Source organism: Streptomyces poriferorum (assembly GCF_019399235.1).
Taxonomy (GTDB): domain Bacteria; phylum Actinomycetota; class Actinomycetes; order Streptomycetales; family Streptomycetaceae; genus Streptomyces; species Streptomyces poriferorum.
In genome coordinates this window covers 1-19,872 of record NZ_JAELVH010000050.1, presented here as the reverse complement: position 1 = coordinate 19,872, position 19,872 = coordinate 1, and the positions used below count along the sequence as shown (strand labels likewise).

General features: G+C 68.6%; 22 protein-coding genes and 3 pseudogenes. 15 read left to right on the top strand and 10 right to left on the bottom strand.

Going from position 1 to position 19,872, the window contains the following annotated elements; translation table 11 throughout:
• The first annotated feature begins 46 nt into the window (after nt 1–46).
• A pseudogene (locus JGS39_RS11805) lies at nt 47–465 on the top strand (GNAT family N-acetyltransferase).
• 61 nt (nt 466–526) lie between these two features.
• Here JGS39_RS11805 and JGS39_RS11800 read toward each other — a convergent pair.
• The gene (locus tag JGS39_RS11800) at nt 527–1,282 is read right to left on the bottom strand and encodes a hypothetical protein (protein ID WP_219568814.1); all 756 of its coding nucleotides are present in this window, start codon (nt 1,280–1,282) and stop codon (nt 527–529) included.
• 161 nt (nt 1,283–1,443) lie between these two features.
• On the bottom strand, nt 1,444–1,914 hold the full coding sequence (locus tag JGS39_RS11795) for a nuclear transport factor 2 family protein (RefSeq protein WP_219568813.1): 471 nt from the start codon (nt 1,912–1,914) through the stop codon (nt 1,444–1,446).
• A gap of 109 nt (nt 1,915–2,023) precedes the next feature.
• On the opposite strand from JGS39_RS11795, the gene hemC reads away from it, so the two are divergent.
• Nucleotides 2,024–2,959 carry a hydroxymethylbilane synthase gene (gene hemC, locus JGS39_RS11790; protein ID WP_219568812.1) on the top strand — a complete coding sequence of 312 codons (936 nt, stop codon included), beginning with the start codon at nt 2,024–2,026 and terminating at the stop codon, nt 2,957–2,959.
• Nucleotides 2,960–2,979: 20 nt separating this feature from the next.
• Here the strand turns inward: hemC and JGS39_RS11785 are convergent.
• Nucleotides 2,980–3,117 (bottom strand): annotated as a pseudogene (locus JGS39_RS11785) (DUF4291 family protein); the annotation flags it as partial.
• A gap of 168 nt (nt 3,118–3,285) precedes the next feature.
• Between JGS39_RS11785 and JGS39_RS11780 the strand changes: the two are divergent.
• A complete protein-coding gene (locus JGS39_RS11780) occupies nt 3,286–3,753 on the top strand; it encodes a hypothetical protein (RefSeq protein WP_219568810.1) in 468 nt (155 codons plus the stop codon).
• Nucleotides 3,754–4,199: 446 nt separating this feature from the next.
• On the opposite strand, the gene JGS39_RS11775 is transcribed toward JGS39_RS11780, so the two are convergent.
• The gene (locus JGS39_RS11775) at nt 4,200–4,685 is read right to left on the bottom strand and encodes a DUF4291 domain-containing protein (RefSeq protein ID WP_219568821.1); all 486 of its coding nucleotides are present in this window, start codon (nt 4,683–4,685) and stop codon (nt 4,200–4,202) included.
• Between the two features lie 70 nt (nt 4,686–4,755).
• Here JGS39_RS11775 and JGS39_RS11770 point away from each other — a divergent pair, with 70 nt between their 5' ends.
• Nucleotides 4,756–5,355 carry a hypothetical protein gene (locus JGS39_RS11770; protein WP_219568809.1) on the top strand — a complete coding sequence of 200 codons (600 nt, stop codon included), beginning with the start codon at nt 4,756–4,758 and terminating at the stop codon, nt 5,353–5,355.
• Nucleotides 5,356–5,745: 390 nt separating this feature from the next.
• Here the strand turns inward: JGS39_RS11770 and JGS39_RS11765 are convergent, their stop codons facing one another.
• Nucleotides 5,746–5,952 (bottom strand): DUF397 domain-containing protein, encoded by a 207-nt coding sequence (locus JGS39_RS11765; protein ID WP_219568808.1) that lies wholly within the window; start codon nt 5,950–5,952, stop codon nt 5,746–5,748.
• Nucleotides 5,953–5,981: 29 nt separating this feature from the next.
• Complete coding sequence (locus JGS39_RS11760) at nt 5,982–6,833, bottom strand: helix-turn-helix domain-containing protein (RefSeq protein WP_219568807.1); 852 nt, start codon at nt 6,831–6,833, stop codon at nt 5,982–5,984.
• A 776-nt stretch (nt 6,834–7,609) separates the two neighbouring features.
• Between JGS39_RS11760 and JGS39_RS11755 the strand changes: the two genes are divergently transcribed.
• From JGS39_RS11755 to JGS39_RS11745, 4 genes are all read left to right on the top strand, one after another.
• Nucleotides 7,610–7,936 (top strand): hypothetical protein, encoded by a 327-nt coding sequence (locus tag JGS39_RS11755; RefSeq protein WP_219568806.1) that lies wholly within the window; start codon nt 7,610–7,612, stop codon nt 7,934–7,936.
• Between the two features lie 151 nt (nt 7,937–8,087).
• Nucleotides 8,088–8,708, top strand: coding sequence for a radical SAM protein (locus JGS39_RS11750; protein WP_308120337.1), 621 nt, complete (start codon nt 8,088–8,090; stop codon nt 8,706–8,708).
• A 1-nt stretch (nt 8,709) separates the two neighbouring features.
• Nucleotides 8,710–8,955 carry an SPASM domain-containing protein gene (locus JGS39_RS41630; RefSeq protein ID WP_308120336.1) on the top strand — a complete coding sequence of 82 codons (246 nt, stop codon included), beginning with the start codon at nt 8,710–8,712 and terminating at the stop codon, nt 8,953–8,955.
• 13 nt (nt 8,956–8,968) lie between these two features.
• Nucleotides 8,969–10,123, top strand: coding sequence for a methyltransferase domain-containing protein (locus tag JGS39_RS11745; RefSeq protein ID WP_219568805.1), 1,155 nt, complete (start codon nt 8,969–8,971; stop codon nt 10,121–10,123).
• A 247-nt stretch (nt 10,124–10,370) separates the two neighbouring features.
• Here JGS39_RS11745 and JGS39_RS11740 read toward each other — a convergent pair whose 3' ends face one another.
• Nucleotides 10,371–10,799 carry a hypothetical protein gene (locus tag JGS39_RS11740; protein ID WP_306082013.1) on the bottom strand — a complete coding sequence of 143 codons (429 nt, stop codon included), beginning with the start codon at nt 10,797–10,799 and terminating at the stop codon, nt 10,371–10,373.
• 155 nt (nt 10,800–10,954) lie between these two features.
• On the bottom strand, nt 10,955–11,134 hold the full coding sequence (locus tag JGS39_RS40775; RefSeq protein WP_236063096.1) for a hypothetical protein: 180 nt from the start codon (nt 11,132–11,134) through the stop codon (nt 10,955–10,957).
• Nucleotides 11,135–11,535: 401 nt separating this feature from the next.
• Here JGS39_RS40775 and JGS39_RS11730 point away from each other — a divergent pair, with 401 nt between their 5' ends.
• The 3 genes from JGS39_RS11730 to JGS39_RS11720 all read left to right on the top strand — a co-directional run bounded on the left by JGS39_RS11730 (nt 11,536) and on the right by JGS39_RS11720 (nt 14,751).
• Complete coding sequence (locus JGS39_RS11730; protein ID WP_219568802.1) at nt 11,536–12,792, top strand: IS256 family transposase; 1,257 nt, start codon at nt 11,536–11,538, stop codon at nt 12,790–12,792.
• 42 nt (nt 12,793–12,834) lie between these two features.
• Nucleotides 12,835–13,818: a GNAT family N-acetyltransferase gene (locus tag JGS39_RS11725; RefSeq protein ID WP_219568801.1), complete on the top strand. Its 984-nt coding sequence runs from the start codon at nt 12,835–12,837 to the stop codon at nt 13,816–13,818.
• Nucleotides 13,819–14,028: 210 nt separating this feature from the next.
• Nucleotides 14,029–14,751: a VC0807 family protein gene (locus JGS39_RS11720; RefSeq protein ID WP_219568799.1), complete on the top strand. Its 723-nt coding sequence runs from the start codon at nt 14,029–14,031 to the stop codon at nt 14,749–14,751.
• A 75-nt stretch (nt 14,752–14,826) separates the two neighbouring features.
• Here JGS39_RS11720 and mmsA read toward each other — a convergent pair whose 3' ends face one another.
• Nucleotides 14,827–16,326: a CoA-acylating methylmalonate-semialdehyde dehydrogenase gene (gene mmsA, locus JGS39_RS11715; protein ID WP_219568797.1), complete on the bottom strand. Its 1,500-nt coding sequence runs from the start codon at nt 16,324–16,326 to the stop codon at nt 14,827–14,829.
• 209 nt (nt 16,327–16,535) lie between these two features.
• Nucleotides 16,536–16,805 (bottom strand): annotated as a pseudogene (locus JGS39_RS11710) (5-deoxy-glucuronate isomerase); the annotation flags it as partial.
• Between the two features lie 121 nt (nt 16,806–16,926).
• Between JGS39_RS11710 and JGS39_RS11705 the strand changes: the two are divergent.
• The 4 genes from JGS39_RS11705 to JGS39_RS11690 all read left to right on the top strand — a co-directional run.
• Entirely contained in the window at nt 16,927–17,298 is a 372-nt protein-coding gene (locus JGS39_RS11705) for a peptidoglycan-binding domain-containing protein (RefSeq protein ID WP_219568795.1), read from the top strand.
• Nucleotides 17,299–17,670: 372 nt separating this feature from the next.
• A complete protein-coding gene (locus JGS39_RS11700; RefSeq protein WP_219568794.1) occupies nt 17,671–17,868 on the top strand; it encodes a helix-turn-helix transcriptional regulator in 198 nt (65 codons plus the stop codon).
• Between the two features lie 157 nt (nt 17,869–18,025).
• Nucleotides 18,026–18,334, top strand: coding sequence for a heavy-metal-associated domain-containing protein (locus JGS39_RS11695; protein WP_219568792.1), 309 nt, complete (start codon nt 18,026–18,028; stop codon nt 18,332–18,334).
• Nucleotides 18,335–18,439: 105 nt separating this feature from the next.
• Nucleotides 18,440–19,872, top strand: a 1,433-nt coding sequence (locus JGS39_RS11690; protein ID WP_219568790.1) for a heavy metal translocating P-type ATPase, incomplete at its 3' end; no start/stop codon positions are given.

Genomic DNA, 19,872 nt, shown 5'->3' with positions numbered 1-19,872 from the left:
CGCGCGGCCCGGCCCGATTCCCGAAGGGCGTTCCATGGACAACCCGGTGGAAATCCGGCGCGCCACGACCGTCGCCGAACTCGAAGCGGCCCAGCACCTCTACGACGGCCCGGCACGCACGGAATGGGCGGCCCGCTTCCTCGCCGCGGACGGTCATCTGATGGTGATCGCGTACGTGGCGGGCGTCCCGGCGGGCTTCGTGTCCGGCATCGAGATGCTGCACCCGGACAAGGGCGCGGAGATGTGCCTGTACGAACTCGCCGTCGACGCGCCCTACCGCCGGCGGGGCATCGGCCGCGCCTGACGCGGGCGCTGGCGGCGGTGGCCGAGGACCGGGGCTGCTACGACATGTGGGTCGGCGTGGACCTCGACAACGAGGCCGCGCAGGCGACGTACCGCTCGGCGGGTGCGGCGGACGACGGGCGCTTCGCGATGCTGACGTGGGGGTTCGGGGCGGCGCAGTAGTGCGGCGTGTCCGGTGCCGGTGCACCGTGTGGAGGTTCGGGGCGGCGCGGTGAGCGGGACTTCAGCTCTTGAGGTCGGTCATGAGGTCGCGCATGTCGCTGATCATGGCGGCCTTGTGGGGGGCCAGGTCCGGCAGTTCCGCCGCGTCGTCGGGCAGCTGCCCGTCACCTTCGAACGCGGTGTAGGGCGACAAGCGCAGCGAGAGAACAGCCCCACCCTCCAGCACCCGCAGCTCCAGCTCCCCGCTCTCCGGGGAGAGCAGGTACGCCTTGTCGCCGAGCTCCGGAACCGCCTCGACCGCGGTGCCCGGCTCGACGCCGAGATCGGTCGCGTTCCGCTCGGCCTCGAACTCGGCGCCCGGGTCGGTCTTCTTGTGCAGGGCGATCTCGACCCTGACGGTGTAGCCGACAGTCCAGCCCTTGTCCGGCCGCTTCTGTCCGCTCTCGGACCGTAGCGGGATGGAGCACTGAGCCCGGTCGAGGGCGTCGTGCCGCAGCATCTCCGCTTCGAACCGTTCCGCCGGCTCTCTCGGCGAGATCGCCGCCCCGATGGACTTCAGCCCCACGGCCCCGCAGGGGTCCTGGCCCAACTGGTACCCGTGCATGTCCGGCGCCCCGTCACGCGGTCCGTCCGAGAACAGCACCGCGCCCCACACAGCCGACGCCACCACGGCCCCGCCGAGCGCCCACAGCCACTTGCCCCCGGGCCTCCTAGCTCGCGGCGGGAGGTCTCCCGCGGCCTGCGGGCCGGAATGGACCAGCACTTCGCGTGCGTAAGGTGCGTCGAACTCCCCCGCCATCTCCGGCTCGGAAATCATCCTGCTCCCCCTCGGCCGCCCGCCACACCCCGTACCTCAACACCATGATTCACCAGGAGTCGCTCGACCGGGGCGTTTCGCGCCGCCCGCCCGGCGCGGCAGCCCGGGCACCGCCGGCGTGCACACGGCGGCGCCCGAACCGGTCGACGCGCAGGGCCCCCTCAGCGCGGTCCGGTGAGCTCGGGCGGCAGCGCCGGCGGATTGCCTTGGATCCATGTGATGTGCAGGTCGGCGCGGTGCAGGCGCCAGCCATCAGCGGTCCGCACCAGCTCGTTGTCCGTGCGGCCCCCGGAAAGGAACAAGCCGCCGTCACCGGCGAGGACATGGGTGCTGAGCTGGTTACCGCGCAGAGTGGCACGGTCACCCCTCACCTCGATGACATAGTTCGAACCGAAGTGCACGGTGCCATCGAAAAGGCGCATCGCGGTGCGTACGTTCTCCAGGACGGCATGGCGCCCTCGTACCTGCCCTGCGGGCGTCGCGGTACTGGCCTGCTCGGTAAAGAACGAGGCGGCCCACCCCTCGTCGAACTCGCGGTCGTCCAGGGACCGCAGATAGCGGTCGAACAGGTCGGCGATCTCGGCCCGGTCGGTCAGGGTCCGGATCTCGGTGCGCAGTGTCTGGCTGTCCATGCGGACGACCCTGGCCCCTCAATTGCGGTTGAGGTCAAGGCTTCCTCATGCGAAGGCCCACAGAGCGGCGGGACCTCTCCGCCACACCTGACGGACTATCATCGAAGCCATGTCGGCCCCTGATCTGATCCGCATCGTGTCCCGCGACTCGCCCATGGCCCTCGCTCAGGTGGAGCGGGTGCGCGCCGAACTGGCCGCGCTTCACCCCGGCACCCGCACCGAGGTCGTCCCGGTCAAGACCACCGGCGACAAATGGATGGGCGACCTGAGCGCGGTCGAGGGCAAGGGCGCGTTCACCAAGGAGGTCGACCAGGCGCTGCTCGCCGGTGACGCCGACCTCGCCGTGCACTGCGTCAAGGACATCCCCGCCGACCGGCCCCTGCCCGCCGGGACCACCTTCGCGGCGTTCCTCAAGCGCGACGACATCCGGGACGCCCTGGTCCACCCGGCCGGAGTCCGGCTCGACCAGCTCCCGCCCGGCACCCGGATCGGCACCTCTTCCGTGCGACGATCCGCCCAACTGGCGGCGTCGCACCCGCACCTGGACTGCGTACCGATGCGCGGCAACGCGAACCGCCGCATGGAGAAGCTCGCCGCCGGGGAGGCCGACGCGCTTCTGCTGGCGGTCTCCGGCCTGGAGCGCATCGACCGTACCGACGTGATCACCGAGATCCTGTCGCCGGAGGCCATGTGCCCACCGATCGGCGCGGGGGTCCTGGCCCTCCAGTGCCGCGAGGGTGACGCCGAACTCATCGACCTGGTGAGTGCACTCGGCGACCCTGCCACCCACCGCGAGACCACCGCCGAGCGGATGTTCCTCCACGTTCTGCAGGGCCACTGCAACTCGCCGATCGCCGGGTACGCACAGGTGGAGGGCAACGGCGAACTCTCGCTCCGGGCCAAGGTCTTCACCCCCGACGGCAAGACGGTCCTCAACGCCCACGAGTGGGCCGGCCGCCTCGACCCCGCCACCCTCGGCACCTCCGTGGCCGTGGCCCTCCTGCGTCAGGGCGCGCGCGAACTGATCGACGGCATCGCTCACTGACCGGGCGGCCCTCCCCTGCGGAGTCCGGCGTTGGCCAGCGCCCAGTCGAAGCCCTCGTGGGTGATCTCGACGGCCAGGACCGTCTCCTGGCCCTCCTTCGCCGCCGAGCCGCAGCGGCACCTCATCCGCAGGAAGCTCGGCTTGATCCGATCAAGCCGAGCCCATGGCCTTGAAGATGCCGAGGGCTGTTATGGCCTGCCACCACGCCAACAAGATCAGCTCAACGGTTCAGTGGCGCACCCTTGTAGGAAGCTCACGCCCAACACAGCCGAAGGCTGTCCGAGCGCACCAAGTACCGTTCTGTAAAGCCGTGTTGGAATATCTCTATGGTCAATTCCACTGACGGAAGCACGCACCTGGGCCCGGACGATCTCGCGCAGCGCCTGCGTGCCGAGATCGAGCGGATGAGGGACGAGGCGACGCGCCAGAGCCAACTCGCGCACCGCCGGGCCGAGTTCTGGGCCAAGACGGACATTGCCCTCGGCTTCCCCGCAGCCCTGCTCGCGGGAACGGCGGGAGCGGCAGGACTGGCCTCGGCGGATGTGCGCGTTCCCGCCGCCCTCGCCGCCCTCGCCTCTGCCGGGTTCGCGGCGGGAGCGGGTTTCCTGCACAGCGACACCAGGCGCCGTGCCAACAAACGCGCCCGGCACGCATGGGCCTCGGTCGAGGCGAAGGCGATGGTGGCACTGGCCCACGAGCACGTGTCCTACGAGAACCTTGACGACCTGCTGGAATGTCGCCAAGCTGCGCTGGCCGCCTACGACGGCGAGGATCCCCAGCCCGGGCCGTCGTGATCCGCAGCCCCTCTGGCTGCCACCCGTGTCGAAGAACCCGGAGTGGACGACCAGGCAGACATGGCCGCCCCGCGTCGTCGCGGCCGAGCGACAGTGACGGTCACGCTCGGGAACGTCCGCCTGACTGGCTCCGGCCGGCGGACACGCCCGCAACCGGAGCGTCGCGCCGACTCATCGCCGATATGCCCCAGGGCGCGGGGCAGCGGGCGCCACCCTTCACATCAGCGATGAACGCCGACCAGTTGCGCCTTGCTGAAGGCGACGACGGGCCCACAGGCGTCCTTGCTCTCCCCCACCGGCAGGATGCCGGATCTCCAGGTCCGCAGCCACCCGCATCGCGGGCGGCATGAGCAATCACCTCAATGCACCTCAATGCGGCGAACTCATTCCCTCTGCTCCAAGTGATCGAGGCGTCGCTCACCGGGCAGGCGGAGGGGAAACGTGATTCATCCTGCTCCCGGGGCCCCCGCGGGCGCCGGGTAGACCCGCTCGTCCGGCAGCAGCCGGCCCGCCTCGTCGTCCCGGCCCGCCCGCACCAGTTCGTGGATCTCCCGGGCCAGCGGGGTGACGTCGCGGATCGTCACCGTCCACTCGTCCGCGTACCGCCGCGACGCCTCCCCTGCGAGGCCCAGCTGGAGGGAGCGGTACGGGAGCCGGTTCAGGTGCAGGTCGCGCTCCGGGTCCCACTGGACGCGGGCCGGGGCGTGGCGCAGCTTGCGCTGCCAGGTGGCCCGGTCGGGGTGTACGCCCCGCTCGTAATGCGAGAGTTCGGCGTTGGCCAGCGCCCAGTCGAAGCCCTCGCGGGTAATCTCGACGGCCAGGACGGTCTCCTGGCCCTCCTTCGCCGCCCAGCCGCAGCGGTACATCATCCACAGGAAGCTCGGCTTGATCCATGTCAAGCCGTGTTCATAGCCCTCAAGCCGCCCAATCAGGGCACTTCGTGACTGCGGATGCGCTCCAGGCTATGGTGCACCGTCCAGGGGCTTTCAGGGGGAATCCAGCATGAGGGAGCTGCGAGGCAGCTACAGGGTGCATTTCGGGCTGGCGTTGGCGCTCTCCGGGGCCGCTCTGTTGTGTATGGCCTCGACCTGGCTGCCCGGTGAGTACACCGTGCCAAAGTGGCTCGTAGCGGGCTTGTTCGTCTCATTTTTCCCGGTCTTCGCCGTTGCGTTCATCTGTGCCTTCACCAGCGGCGCCGCGACCCAGCTCCTGAGCCGGGACAACACCGACCGGTTGATCAGGTATGTTCTTCTGCTGCCACCCGCCCTCAAGCTCACCTACGCGTTCATCATCTGCCTGGCCGCGCTTGGCATTGCAACCGGCGCCGGAACGGCCGAGGACGCACAAGCAGACGCGTCAGGCTACTTCTACACCTACTGGGACAAGACTGCGGACCCTCAGCACAGTGCCAGGGTGGAGCTCACCAAGCCCGAGTACTACGAGGCTCTGAGGAGCCAACTCCGGATCTCCTGCGCCGTCCCGGCTCTACTCCATGCGGTCGCCAGCTTCCTCATCCTCACCTCCGCGTCAGCGGCCGCCACCCGTCCCCGGACGGCTCCGGAGTGTTCGCACGGCTCTACGGAGCAGCCGCGGTGGCCCTGAATGCCGGAGAGAATCTCGCGAGTTCGGTGAATGCGCAGAATGAGGGGCGCCCCACGGCAGGGTCGCTCGGTGCCCGATTGTGAACACACAAGGCCGAGAAGCGCGAGCGGGCGATACGCATCGCGGGCGTTGAGGCTGCTGGGCTCTGTTCTTCAACACCGGAGAGATCACGGGCACCTGCCGGGGCACCGCTCCGGGGGAGGTCTGGCACCAATCGTAAGACCACCGCTGCTCCGGGCCGGGAGCCCTATCCACCGAGTCCGGACGTCTGGCCTCACGAGAGGCGCCCGGCGAGTGCCCGCCTGCCTGCCTTTGGCCGGCGGGCACGACTACACCGTCGCCGTACGACGCACCCCGCCTCGCCTGCCGATATAGCCGCCGGGGCGATGGTCAGCGGCTGCCACGTGCCGCCTTCACGTCAGCGATGAATGCTGACCAGCTGTGACCGCTGAAGGAGACCACGGGTCCGGTGGCGTCCTTGCTGTCCCTCACTGGCACGATGCCGGAAACCCCGTCCGCCACCTCGACGCAGTCGCCGCCCTGGCCGCTGTAACTGCTCTTGCGCCACGTGGTGGCCTCAAGCTTGGGGGTGCTCATCCCTCACTACCTTTCCTGGTTCCATGCTGCTACAGCTCCTGTCGCACTTTGGCGATCAAGTCGAGGCTGTCTCTGGGGCTCAATGCGATGGAGCGCAACGAGTCGAAGATGAGCGTATATTCGCCCGTCTCCTCCGGCGTCTCCATGTAGAGCGTCCCGGTCCGGTGCTCGACGCAGACGACCTCGGAGAAGGACGGGTTGGGGAAGCCGAAGAGGACGAACGATCCGGCCAATCCAGCATGGGCGCCCGCACTGTCGGGGATGACCTGGACTTCAACGCTCGGGCGCTCCGCCATCGTCATCAGGTGTTCAAGCTGCTTCCGCATCACCTGGGCTCCGCCCACCTGGAGCCGGAGCGCAGACTCTCCCTCGATGACGCACATCCGGGGCGGTTCGGGGCGTTGCAGTACCTCTTGGCGCTTGATCCGGGCCGTTACGAGCGCTTCAACCTCGTCTTGTTCCAGCGTGGAGGGGGACGTGGACAGGACTGCCTTCGCGTAGTCGGGAGTCTGCAACAGACCCGCGATCAAGCTGTTCTGGAAGGAACGGATGTAGTCGGCCGTTCGCTCGTAGTCGATGAAGTCTGCGTACGAGGGGCGTGCCAGTCCCGCGCGCTGCACCCAACCCGGTTCACGGCTTCGCTGAGCGAGGGCAACGGCTTCTTCGACCTGCGCCGCGTCTTCCACTCCGTAGAACGTCAGCAAGTCCCGTAGCTCTCCCAGAGAGACGCCGAGACGTGCGTTCTCGATGCGATTGATCTTCGTTCGGTGGCAACCGATGCGTTCGGCTGCCATCTCCGGGGTCTTGCCCGCTCGCTCTCGAAGGTCAACCAGCAGTGCAGCAAGGCGGCGACGACGGACTGTCGGACGTGATGCGGCCATGACTACCCCTCAGTTGGGTCTACATCGGCGATTGTAGCGAGAGTAAAAGATCATGGAACAAGTTCCAAAGAGTCACTTGCGCAATGCGCGAGCGCAGAGCACTCTAGTCCCAGAATTACTGAGCGTTTCGAGATGCGGCGCTGAGTAACTACTCGCGGTGTGAAGAAACCCCCGCGACCGCTGAAACGGTCCGGGGGCATGGCCAACGCTTTGAAGGAGCGTCGACATGCACAACCTTATCGCCCGGATATTCGAACCGGTCTTCCTGCTCCTGGGATTACGCCGACGGGATCCGTCGGCATCACAGACGCCGCCCCTGCCGGCATTCCCGCCCGCCATGACCGCCCCCCGGTGCCTCTTGCTGTGCCGAGCCGCTATGCCGGTCGGCATGACTCCGCGACCGCCCGATGGGCCCTACTCCCAAGCTGCCTACAACCGCTGGGAGCGTGCAGAGAACAGGATGCGGCGAGAACGGCGACGGGCCCTGTGGCTGGCTACCTGCGGCATCGACGTGGGCCCTCGCGTCATCCACGGGGTGATGGTGCGGTGATGAACCCTGAGGAGTGGGAGGGGCCGGATCTTCCGGTGCACCGATCGCCGCTCACCTACCCGGCTTGCGAGTGTGGCGCGAACGGGTGCCCTGACCAGCCCAACCCTCCTGGCCCGGAAGGGACACACGAGGAACGCCCTCGCGCAGGGGCCGACAGCCCAGTACTTCAGGACCTTCGGGCCCGCGTCCGCGACGAGAACGACCGGCGGCGCTTCGGGAGGTCGGGGTGAACGGCCGAGAAACCGACGCGACCGCCGTGCTGACTGCGCAGCCGGATCGCAAGCACGCCCCTGAAGTCCCCTACTCCACTCAAACCTTCACCTGTTGGCGGCAGTTGAAGGCGGGGCAGGTTGTCTTCGACCGGGTCAAGGAACTGCCTTGCATGGTGATCCGGGCCCTCGGTGCCCATGCCATCGTCGTGAGGCCGGGCGGCCAGCCCTGGGAAGCGCAACTGCGGCGGCTCTCACCGGGCACCGAGTACCACTGCCGACAGCTCGATGCCCTGGCCCGGCATGTCGCCTACCAGCGGCGCGGCGAGAAGCTCCCGCGCTGAATCAGGAGCCTGGTCGCCAAGTTCAACCCGTGGCCCTGCCCGCCTCCGTAGATGCTGCGGCGGGCAGGGCCATCGCCAAGGACTTCCCGCTTGGCTTCGTCATGCGGGTCAGTGAATGCAGTGCACCACTCATCAGAGAGAGGAATGCAGCATGACCACATTCGTCGAACGATCCACCCGTGAGGTGGCTGGCGGCCTCCAGTCGCTTGAACTGGAGATCACGGGAAAGTGTCAACTCGCCTGTACGCATTGCCTGTCGGAGTCCAGCCCCCAGGCAAGCCACGGGGTTATGTCCCTCGACGACTGGCGCGCGGTCATCTTCGATGCCGCCATGTTGGGTATCCGCACGATTCAGCTCATCGGCGGAGAACCGACGGTTCACCCGCACTGGCGGGCTCTCACCGAATACGCGCTGTCGCTCGGGCGGCATGTGGAGGTGTACAGCAACCTGTACGCGGTCCACGAGCAGTGGTGGGAGCTGTTCACGCATCCGGCGGTGACGCTGGGGACCAGCTACTACAGCGACGAGGCCGCCGAGCACGACAAGATCACAGGGCGGAACGGGAGTTACGTCCGAACGCGACGCAACATCCGTGAGGCGGTGGAGCGGGGCGCCACTGTCCGGGCTGGGATCGTGGAAGTCCTGCCGGGGCAACGCATCGCCGAAGCGCGTGCCGAGCTGCGATCCATGGGCGTGACCCGGATCAACGTGGACAGGGCGCGGGCAGTCGGCCGGGCTCTGTTGCCGGGGGCAGTCACCGACGCTGGATGAGATGTGCGGGAGGTGCACACGCGGGCGCGCTGCCGTCCTTCCGAACGGGGACCTTGCCGGGTGCGTGCTGGCACGGGACTTCCCGGCGGGGAATGTGCGGGAGAACCGGTTGGCGGAGCTGCTCGGTGGAGAGGCTTGGGCTGACCTCGCCGCGCGGATTCCGCTGCCCGCCCGGAACGCCTGCTCACCGGACGACAGCGGTGATTGCGACCCTGCGAGCACTACCGCCTGTGGGCCCAAGTACTGAGAGGCTGGGCATCATGGATTGGCACAAGCCTGCGGCAGGACTCGCGGACTCGGTGACGGACCCCGATTCCCGGTGGCTGGCGATGGTGGCAAGCGTGCCCCGTCATCAGCTGGTCCCTCGATGGTGGGAGAGAGACGCGGACAGCTCGGGATGGGTGCTGCGTGACGGTTCCAGTGATCCGGGGAGGTGGTTGCAAGTGGCGTACTCGGACCGGTCGCTGATCACCAGGGTTGGCGCTCTGCACGCCGACCATGCCCGCATCGGGGATCGGGCGCACGGTCGGCCCACGTCATCGGCAACGATGCCGAGCCTCGTGGTGCGCATGCTCCGGCATGGACGCCTGGGGGAAGGGCTGTCGGTCCTGGACCTGGGCACCGGGAGTGGCGGGCTCACCGCCTACGCGGCCCGGCGCATCGGGGACCGGCACGTGACCAGCCTGGATGTGGACTCCCACCTGACCCGTGCTGCCGGTGAACGACTGGCCGAACTCGGCATCCACCCCCACTTCGTCACTGCCGACGCGACGGAGCACGTACCGGGTACGTACGACCGGATCGTGTCCACGGTCGGTCTGCCCGCCGGTACGGGGCTGAGGCCGCTGCTCGGAGCGATGGCACCTGGTGGACGCATCGCTACGACCCTCGGGCGAACCTGCCTGATCGTCACCGGGTGGAAGCACGCCAACGGCGATGTCGTCGGACGCGTGGAGCATGACATGGCCGGTTTCATGGTCACTCGCTCCGGGGACGACTACCCGCCCGAACTCACCTACCTGTTGACCGCCGCGCGGACCACGGACGGGGAAGAGGTGAGCACGGGCCGCTATCCCGTGGTGGACGTAGCGAACGCCTGGGAACTGCGGTCCATGCTGGAACTCACCGCGCCCGGCGTGGAACTCACCTACGAGGAACGCGACGACCGGACGCGGACGGCCTGCCTCGTCCATCCCGACGGGTCGTGGGCCCGCGCATCCGCTGTGTGGACCGACCCGCCAGAGGTGCACCAGAGCGGGCCGCGGAAGCTGTGGACCACCGTGGAACGCATCCGCAATCGCCTCAACGCGGAGGGCTCGTTGCCCCTGCTCGGCGCACAGGTTCGCATCACGCCTGATGGCGTATGCCACTTCTCCCGTGGTGGATGGAGCGCATCTTTCGGGGGTGACGAGTAGCACTCGGCTACTCGCCCCATTCTGACCAGCCACCCGGTGCCCGCCTGCCTGCTTTTGGCCGGCGGGCACCTTCGTGTGGCTTCGTCGATTGCTGAGGACAGCGTTTGTCGACCGGTTTCGGAGTCAGTTGGAGATCACCAGGCCCGGGAATGTCAAGCAGAAATGACGGCACCGGAGCGACTGCGGCCGCCCAAACACGTGGTGGCAGAAGCGAAAATCGGGCTGGCCCCTGGCAAGCCTCAGCTGATCAAGCGTTCGGATCCGCTTGAAGGATCTGCGCACTCCAGGTGTCTACCACGGGACTGCGCCGGTAGAAGACGTTCGGCTGCACCGGGTCGCACGTCACGAGAAGGATGTCTCCCTGACCAAGCACAATGTTCTGCTGGGCCTGTGTGCAGCGACGTTTGCGATACCGCATGACCTCAAAGCGCAGTGGATGCGACCCTGGGGGCAAAGGGATGAATCGAACCTTTCTGATGCTGGTCCGATCAACGCTGCAGAGCCATTCTCCATTTTCGGTGACCGACACCAGGCACCACTTGAGTGACATGCTGCGGGGCGGATCACGCAGGTCCACCTGCAACAGCAGCCCGGTCCTGCCCCGCCGACGGGCCTTGTGGATCAGATAGCGAGCGCGCCATTTCAACCGACCGTTGAAGTCGCTGTTTACCTGCACCGCAGTACCCCTCACCCTGCCCCCTCTCCCTCCACCAGCCAACCAGGACGCCCCAGGCTGGCACGGACAGGCGAGATCCAGGAGAGCCGCGACCGGCAGAGCTAGAGGGCTGAAGTTTGCCGGAGATCAACGGTGACTGCGGTGTCGGCTGTCGGTCAGTTCGTTTCGTCGTCGGGCGGCAGGGAGTTCTCGGCGCTGTCTACTGCAGGGCTGGCCGGACGGTAGCGCCCCATGCTCCCGAAGATCAGAAAGGCGCCCAGGGGGGTCATCCCGTAGAGCACGGGGAAGTCCTTGCCGAACCTGGTGATGAGGAAGGCCAGACCTACAAGGGCCAAGACCAGGAAAGGACGTCCGATGACGTGTCCACCCACAATTGCCAGCCGGCGCCGCACTCCGTGCGCTTCGGTGAGGCGTGTCCAGCCTGACGGTGACATGACGTCAGCGTAGTCCGTGCCGCGGTCGAAGTGGCCCGTCCCCGTACAGGAGCACCCCTGTCCCGGCAAGAAGCCCGGCGCCTCCCGAACTCGTCAACACCGCCTGGCCGTGGTTCTGGACGCCTCCTAAACCCGTCGACAAGTGACGTCGCTACTGCTCGATAAAGCCATTCGTGCGGCCCAAGGACGAGCAATGCTCAGGACCTGTGGATCGGCTCGGGAGGACGTACCTTCCCGGGTGATTGATCGATAGGTCACCGAGCAAGACCGGTGTTCGCAGCGCCGGCCGGGAAGGCACATCCGTGCTCAGCGTAGTGAACGATGACGGCACCACCGCCAAGGGCCCCTCCTTGATTGACGAGATCGTCCGAGAGGGCGCGCGGCGGATGCTGGCCGCCGCGCTGGAAGCCGAAGTAAACGCCTATATAGCCGAGTTCGCCGGTGAGCGCGACGGCAACGGACGCCGTCTGGTGGTGCGCAACGGCTTCCACCAGCCGCGGCAGGTCACCACCGCGGCCGGCGTGGTCGAGGTGAAGGCGCCACGGGTGAACGACAAGCGCGTCGATGAGGCCACGGGCGAGCGCAAGCGGTTCTCCTCCGCGATCCTGCCGCCGTGGTGCCGCAAGTCCCCGAAGATCAGCGAGGTGCTGCCGCTGCTCTACCTGCACGGCCTGTCCTCCGGCGACTTCGTGCCCGCCCTGGAGCAGTTCCTCGGCAGCTCGGCGGGTCTGTCACCGGCGACGGTCACCCGGCTGACCCAGCAGTGGCAGGCCGACCACCAAGCGTTCGGCGAGCGAGATCTGTCCGGCAGCGACTATGTCTACGCATGGGCCGACGGCATCCACCTGCGCATACGCCTGCAGGAGGCGAAGTCGTGCGTGCTCGTGCTGATGGGTGTGCGCTCGGACGGCACCAAGGAGCTGATCGCCATGAGCGACGGCTATCGCGAATCAGCCGACTCCTGGGCCGACCTGCTGCGCGACTGCCGGCGGCGAGGATTGCGCGCTCCCGTCCTGGCGGTCGGCGACGGCGCGCTCGGTTTCTGGAAGGCTCTGGCCGAGGTGTTCCCCGAGACCCGCCATCAGAGGTGCTGGGTTCACAAGATCGCAAGTGTGCTCGACAGTCTCCCGAAGTCCGCCCAGTCGGGAGCGAAGAAGGCCCTGCAGGAGATATACAACGCCGAGGACAGCGACCATGCGCTCGTGGCGGTCGCGGCGTTTGAGAAGACCTACGGCGCGAAGTGGCCCAAGGCCGTCAAGAAGATCACCGATGACGTGGACGAACTGCTGGCGTACTACGACTTCCCCGCCGCGCACTGGATCCATCTGCGCACGACGAACCCCATCGAGTCCACGTTCGCCACCGTCCGGCTGCGCACGAAGGTCACCAAGGGCGCCGGCAGCGCGGCCGCCGCCTTGGCCATGGTGTTCAAGCTCGTCGAGTCCGCCCAGCAGCGTTGGCGGGCCGTGAACGCACCCCACCTCGTCGCCCTCGTCCGTGCCGGGGCCCGCTTCGAACGCGGCCAACTCGTCGAACGGCCGCAGACGACCGCGGCATGAATAGGGTGGCAGGCCTGCCTCGAAGTTCGAGATCATCCGACCATGTCGAATAGCGTGCCAGGACAGGACCTTCCGGTCGGCTTCGGGTTCCAGCCGTATCGCGGCGACGAAGACCACGGCCCCATGGCCGCGGTGCGGCTGGGTTGTGCTGAACGGGACCAGGCCGACGCCCATTCGGTTGTGGAAGGGCTCCCGACAGCGACCGAGATCGCCGAAGCCTCTGCCAGGCTGGAGGAGCCGTCCAAGAACCAGATCCTGGTGGTGCATGACGGGAGCGTCGTCGGCTACTCGACGATCCGATGGTGGCAAGAGCGGGACGACACGTGGCTGTACCTGCACCGCGGCTACCTCTTGCCCGAGCATCGCCGCCAGGGCATCGGCTCAGCCATGCTGAGCTGGGCCGAAGAACGGATCCGCCGGCTCGTCAAAAAGCATGGAACGGCGCGGACGGCAGTGATCGGCGCGAACGCCATGGCCTCCGAGCAGGACGCCACGGCGCTTCTGCTCGCAACCGGCTACCGACGTGTCTTCAGCCTGGTCGAGCTGGAGCTGGGCGATCTGCAGCAGTTGCCCGAGCGGGGCAGCGAACTGCCAGCCGGGATACGGACGGGCCCGATCGAGTCAAGCCACTACCGCGCAGCCTGGAGGACGGTCGTCGATTCGTATGCGAACACCGGCTTCACGCAGAAATGGCCATTCCAGGAGTTCGTCGACACCGCCGACCCGGCATGCTGGAGGGCTGCATGGAACGGGCAGGACATGGTCGGCGTCGCCCTCTGCAGCATCCGCCGTCACGACCACACCGTAGGCGAGGTCGAAGAGCTGAGTGTCCGGACGGACCAGCAACGCCTCGGAATCGGCCGGGCCCTGCTGCTGGACGGGCTGCGGAGCCTTCGCGGACAGGGTGCAACGACCGCTCGGCTGTTCACGGGCACGTCAAACCCGCACCGGTCCTACGATCTTTACGAGAGTGTGGGGTTCCGGCGGCAGAACGAGTACGTCCGTTACCGCAAGCCGCTTGCTTGACCGACCGGTCATTGGGCGGTCCGATCAGTCCACAGGATTTGACAATATCTCCCACCTGAGGCCGGCCGATCCGTGTCACGCCCGGGCACTGACATTCGTCATACGGAGATCAGTACACCCGGCTCTGCCGGGGACCCGGGTCCGGCGGCCAGTCTTTACGTATCGAGAGCGGGAGCCGCGAGGGCCTCGCCGATACGGGAGGAACCCGTCATGAGCAGCCCGGTCGCCACCGTCACCGCACCTGTTGCCGGCGTTCCGGCCGGTGCCGTTCCGTTCTCGCCCCGCAGGGCCCTGCTGGACAGCATGATGCCGCTGCTCGTGGATGTGGCAGTGCCGCTCGCCTCGTACTACCTGCTGAAGGCGGCGGGGATGGGCACGTTCGGTGCGCTGGCCTGGAGCAGCGTGGTGCCGGGTGTGCGGACCGTGTGGGGTGTGGTGCGCGACCGGCGGCTCAACGGGCTCGCGGCGCTGATGGTGACCGTCAACGCGGTGGGGCTGCTGCTGAGCCTGGTGGCCGGTGACCCGCGGCTGATGCTGCTGAAGGACAGCGGCATCAGCAGCACCATCGGCCTGGTGTTCCTGGTGTCCGCACTGCGCGGGCGGCCGATGTTGTCGGAGGGGCTGCGGCCGTGGCTGACACGGGGCGAGGCCGCCAAGTCTGCTGCGTACCAGCGACTTTCGACGGGGTCGGACGCGTTCCGGCGGGCCGAGGTGCGGTTCTCCGTGGTGTGGGGCGCGGCGCTGCTGGGCGAGTGCGTGGTGCGGGCCGTGGGGGCGTACACCGTGCCGGTCGAGACGATGGTGTGGGCCGGGACCGTGGTCATGGTGGCCGCGATGGTGCTGGCGTTCGCCGTCTCGGGGCGGGTCGCGGTCGCACCGATGGAGCGGATGATCGAGGAGGCGGCCGGCACGGAGCGCGCAGCCGGTCGCTGACCTCGCCAGGAACCGCTGAAGGGCCACTCCGGGGGAGTGGCCCTTCAGCTCTGTTCGCGACCGTGCGCGCCCGGGTCAGTGGTTGCTGGGGAAGCCCAGGTCGACGCCGGCGGGAGCGTCGGCCGGGTCGGGCCAGCGGGTGGTGGTGACCTTGCCACGGGTGTAGAAGTGCACGCCGTCGTTGCCGTAGATGTGGTGGTCGCCGAAGAGCGAGTCCTTCCAGCCGCCGAAGGAGTGGTAGCCCACCGGCACCGGGATCGGGACGTTGATGCCGACCATGCCGGCCTCGATCTCCAGCTGGAAGCGGCGGGCGGCGCCGCCGTCGCGGGTGAAGATCGCGGTGCCGTTGCCGTACGGCGAGGCGTTCATCAGCGCCACGCCCTCCTCGTACGTTTCGACGCGCAACACGCACAGGACCGGGCCGAAGATCTCGTCCTTGTACGCGTCCGAGTCGGTGGAGACGTTGTCGAGGAGCGAGAGCCCGATCCAGTGGCCGTCCTCGAAGCCCTCGACCGTGTGGCCGGTGCCGTCGAGTACGACGTCGGCGCCCTGGGCGGCCGCGCCTGTGACGTAGGAGGCGACCTTGTCGCGGTGGACGGCGGTGATCAGCGGGCCCATCTCGGACGTCGGGTCGTTGCCGGGGCCGATCTTGATCTTCTCGGCGCGGTCCTTGATGCGGGCGACCAGGTCGTCGGCGACGGAGGCGACCGCGACGACGGCGGAGATCGCCATGCAGCGCTCACCGGCGGATCCGTACGCGGCGGAGACGGCGGCGTCGGCGGCGGCGTCGAGGTCCGCGTCCGGCAGGACCAGCATGTGGTTCTTCGCACCGCCCAGCGCCTGGACGCGCTTGCCGTTGGCGGACGCGGTGGCGTGGATGTAGCGGGCGATCGGGGTCGATCCGACGAAGGAGACGACGGAGACGTCCGGGTGGTTCAGCAGGCCGTCGACGGCGACCTTGTCACCGTGCAGGACGTTCAGGACACCGTCCGGCAGACCGGCCTCGGAGGCCAGCTCGGCAAGGAGGTTGGCGGCCGACGGGTCCTTCTCGCTCGGCTTGAGGACGAAGGTGTTGCCGCAGGCGATGGCCAGCGGGAACATCCACATCGGGACCATGGCCGGGAAGTTGAACGGCGTGATGCCGGCGACGACACCGATCGACTGGCGGATCGAGGAGACGTCGACCCGGGTGGAGACCTGGGTGGACAGTTCGCCCTTGAGCTGCGTGGTGATCCCGCACGCCAGCTCGACGATCTCCAGACCACGGGCGACCTCACCGAGCGCGTCCGAGTGCACCTTGCCGTGCTCGGCGGTGATCAGCGCGGCGATCTCGTCGCGGTGGGCGTCCAGCAGCGCGCGGTAACGGAAGAGGATCGCGGTGCGGGCGGACAGCGACGACGTGCCCCACGTCGCGTACGCGTCCTTCGCTGCGGCCACCGCGGCGTCGACCTCGTCCGGGGAGGCGAGCGCGACCTGGGTGGTGACGGCTCCGGTGGCCGGGTCGGTGACCGGGCCGTAGTTGCCCGACGCGCCCTCGACGGTCTTGCCACCGATCCAGTGGTTGACGGTCTTCATACTGTTTCTCCTTCAGAGGTGGCGGCGTCGGTCGGTGAGGTGCCGCTCCCTGATCCGGCCAGGATCTCCAGCACCCTCCTACGTCAACATCCCACCACGCCCGTGCCGAAGGGGGGCCCGACACTGTGTCTGCCGTTTCGGTACCCGCGTAGACAGAAGGAGGGCTGCCCGGAAGTCCGCGAAGGCCGACCCGCGCGGGCTCGACGGGATACCTCCGGCGCGGGGGCCGTAGCGAGCGGGGAGCTTCGCTCGCACTTCGCTCCTGCCAGGGCGAAGCGGCCGCCTGCGCCGGAGGCGATCTGTGCATGGGCGTCACGCGGTACGTACGCGAAGGCGGGCCCCCCGCTGAACACGCTCTTCCGGCCCAGCAGTTCAAAGATCTCATCTGAGATGTGCACCGTACAGCCACCGGTCAACGGCAGTACGGTCCACTCGCCCTCCTCGGTGACAAGTGTGTGAACTCCTCCCGGCTTCCGTTCCCGGCGGCCGTCCCGGGAGTGACGTGACGGCGGTACGCGGTGTTGTCCCCGAAGAGAGGACGGGGCCCGCCACTCCAAGCACCCGGCCACCGTCACCGCATCGTTCGAGGAGTACCCCACCGTGATCCGTACGACTCCGCCGTTCCGCCGCCCGGCCCAGGGTTCGGCCCTGGCCGCGCTCGTCCTGGCCACCGCTCTCGCCGTGGCGCCCGGCGCCGCAGCCGACGAGAGCAACGCGACCCCGCCCGGCTCCAGCCCCGTCTGCGCGTTCTACGACGGGGACGGGCTGACCGCCTTCGGCGAACAGGGCGACCGCGTCTCCCAGGTGCAGTGCATGCTCGCCAACCGGCGCTACCTGCCGTGGGAGGCGGTCGACGGCGTGTTCGGGGCCCGGACCCTCGCCGCCGTCCAGCGCTTCCAGGCCGACCACCCGCCGCTCGTCCCGGACGGCCTCGTCGGCCCGCACACCTGGTCGGCGCTCTGGCACGCCTGACGGGCGGGTGCGCCCGGGGCTCTCGGGCGCGCCCCCGGCGCCGTCCAGGCGTTTGAGGCCATCGGACCACTGGACACGCACCGGTGCACCTTTGGCCCGCAGGCACCGGTGCACCTTTGACCCGCAGGCACCGGGTGCACCTTTGGCCCCGCGTGTTACTTGTGTTCCTTCTGTCTCAGTGGTGACCCCCTCGTCACGCATGTCTCCGTTACGCGGGTTTTCCGTCACAGGCGATCGACAGGCCCACCCCGCCTCCCGTCACCCTCGTTCACCGGCCAGAGGCTGAGTGATCGACAGCGTCCGTGCCGCAGCTCCCCCGCCGGCCCCCCGGGCCACCGCTGCGGCGCGGCGCGGCGCAGAGAGGTGGCACGTATGACGGACAGAAGGCTCTGGTCCTACAAGGACATCGCCGCACACATCCGGGTGCAGCCGGACACCGTCCGCTCCTACCGCAAGCACGGTCTCCTGCCGGCTCCGGACCACGTGGAGGGCGGAAAGCCCTACTGGTACGCGGACACCGTCCGCACCTGGGTCGCCGCCCGCCCGGGCAACCGGGGCCGGCGGGAGTGAACACCGCTCACCCGGTTGGCCCACAGCCCCGGGGACCACTCGCATTCATACCCCCTAGGGGTATATAGTCGTGAGTGTGGAAGCGCACCGGCCTTCCCGGAGTCCCCTTGGGCCCCTGCCGCCACATCCATTTGTGCTCGTCGAAGAGGAGAACACGATGACCGCCGAGACCCAGCTCCCCCAGGCGACCGGCTCCTGCTGCTCGCCCAGCGGCTCCTGTCACGACAGCGCGGACACGGGCGCCGAGCAGGGCGGCGTGACCACCGTCTACCAGGTGACCGGCATGACCTGCGGGCACTGCGAGGGTGCGGTCTCCGAGGAGATCTCCGCCGTCGAGGGTGTCACCTCGGTGAAGGCCGTGGCGTCCACCGGGCAGGTGACGGTGGTCTCCCGGACCACACCGGACGACGAAGCCGTGCGCGCCGCGGTCGACGAGGCGGGTTACGAGCTCACCGGCCGGGCCTGACCGCATCGGGATCCACGGCACCCGCATCACCCCTTCGCCGCCGGGCCGGGCCGACCAGCAGATACTGGTGGGGCACGGCCCGGTCGGCGTTTCAGGAGTTCGGACATGCACAGCGCAACAGATGTCGAGACCGCGGCGGCGGAGAGCTCGCAGGCCGAGCTCACGATCGGCGGGATGACCTGCGCGTCCTGCGCGGCCCGCGTCGAGAAGAAGCTGAACCGGATGGACGGGGTCAGCGCCACCGTCAATTACGCGACGGAGAAGGCCCGGGTCTCCTTCGGCCCCGGAACCGGCCTCGCGGACCTGATCGCCACGGTCGAGAAGACCGGCTACACGGCGAAACCGGTACCCCGCCCGGCACCGACGCCCCGCGCCTCGAAGCCTCCCGCACCGGCGCCCGCAGCCCCGAAGCCTCCCGCACCGGCGCCCGCTGCCCCGAAGCCTCCCGTAGCGGCGCCCGCAGCGTCCCTGCCGGATGCCAACGGCCCCGCACCGGCCTCCCCACCGGATGCCGGCGACCTCGCCCCGGCCCCGGCTGCGGACGGCGGCGCCGAGACCGGCACCGACACCGACACCGATGACGGCGGCCCCGCCTCCGCTCTCGCCGCGCTGCGGCAACGGCTCATCGTCTCGGCCGTCCTCGCCGCCCCCGTGGTGCTGCTCGCGATGATCCCGGCCCTCCAGTTCGACAACTGGCAGTGGCTCTCCCTCACGCTCGCCGCCCCCGTCGTCATCTGGGGCGGGCTGCCCTTCCACCGCGCCGCCTGGACCAACCTGCGGCACGGCGCGGCCACCATGGACACCCTGGTCTCCGTCGGGACCCTCGCCGCCTTCGGCTGGTCGCTCTGGGCCCTGTTCCTCGGCGACGCCGGAATGCCGGGCATGCGGCACGGCTTCGACTTCACGGTCTCCCGCGCCGACGGGGCCTCCACCATCTATCTGGAGGTCGCGGCCGGGGTCGTCACCTTCATCCTGCTGGGCCGCTATCTGGAGGCGAAGTCCAAGCGGAAGGCCGGTTCCGCTCTCCGTGCGCTGATGCACCTGGGCGCCAAGGACGTAGCGGCCCTGCGGGACGGTACGGAGGTACGCGTCCCTGTGGGCCGGCTCGCCGTCGGTGACCGCTTCGTCGTCCGCCCCGGTGAGAAGGTCGCCACCGACGGCACGGTCGTCGAGGGCGCGTCGGCGGTGGACGCGTCGATGCTCACCGGCGAGTCCGTCCCCGTCGACGTGCGCCCCGGGGACCCCGTCACCGGCGCCACCGTGAACGTCTCCGGCCGGCTCGTCGTCGAGGCGACCCGGGTCGGCGCCGACACCCAGCTGGCCCGGATGGCCCGGCTCGTCGAGGACGCGCAGAACGGCAAGGCCGAGGTCCAGCGGCTGGCGGACCGGATCTCGGCGGTGTTCGTCCCCGTGGTCCTGGTGATCGCCCTGGTCACCCTGGTGGCATGGCTGCTGGTGACGGACGACGTGACGGCCTCGTTCACGGCCGCCGTCGCCGTACTGATCATCGCCTGCCCCTGCGCCCTGGGCCTCGCCAC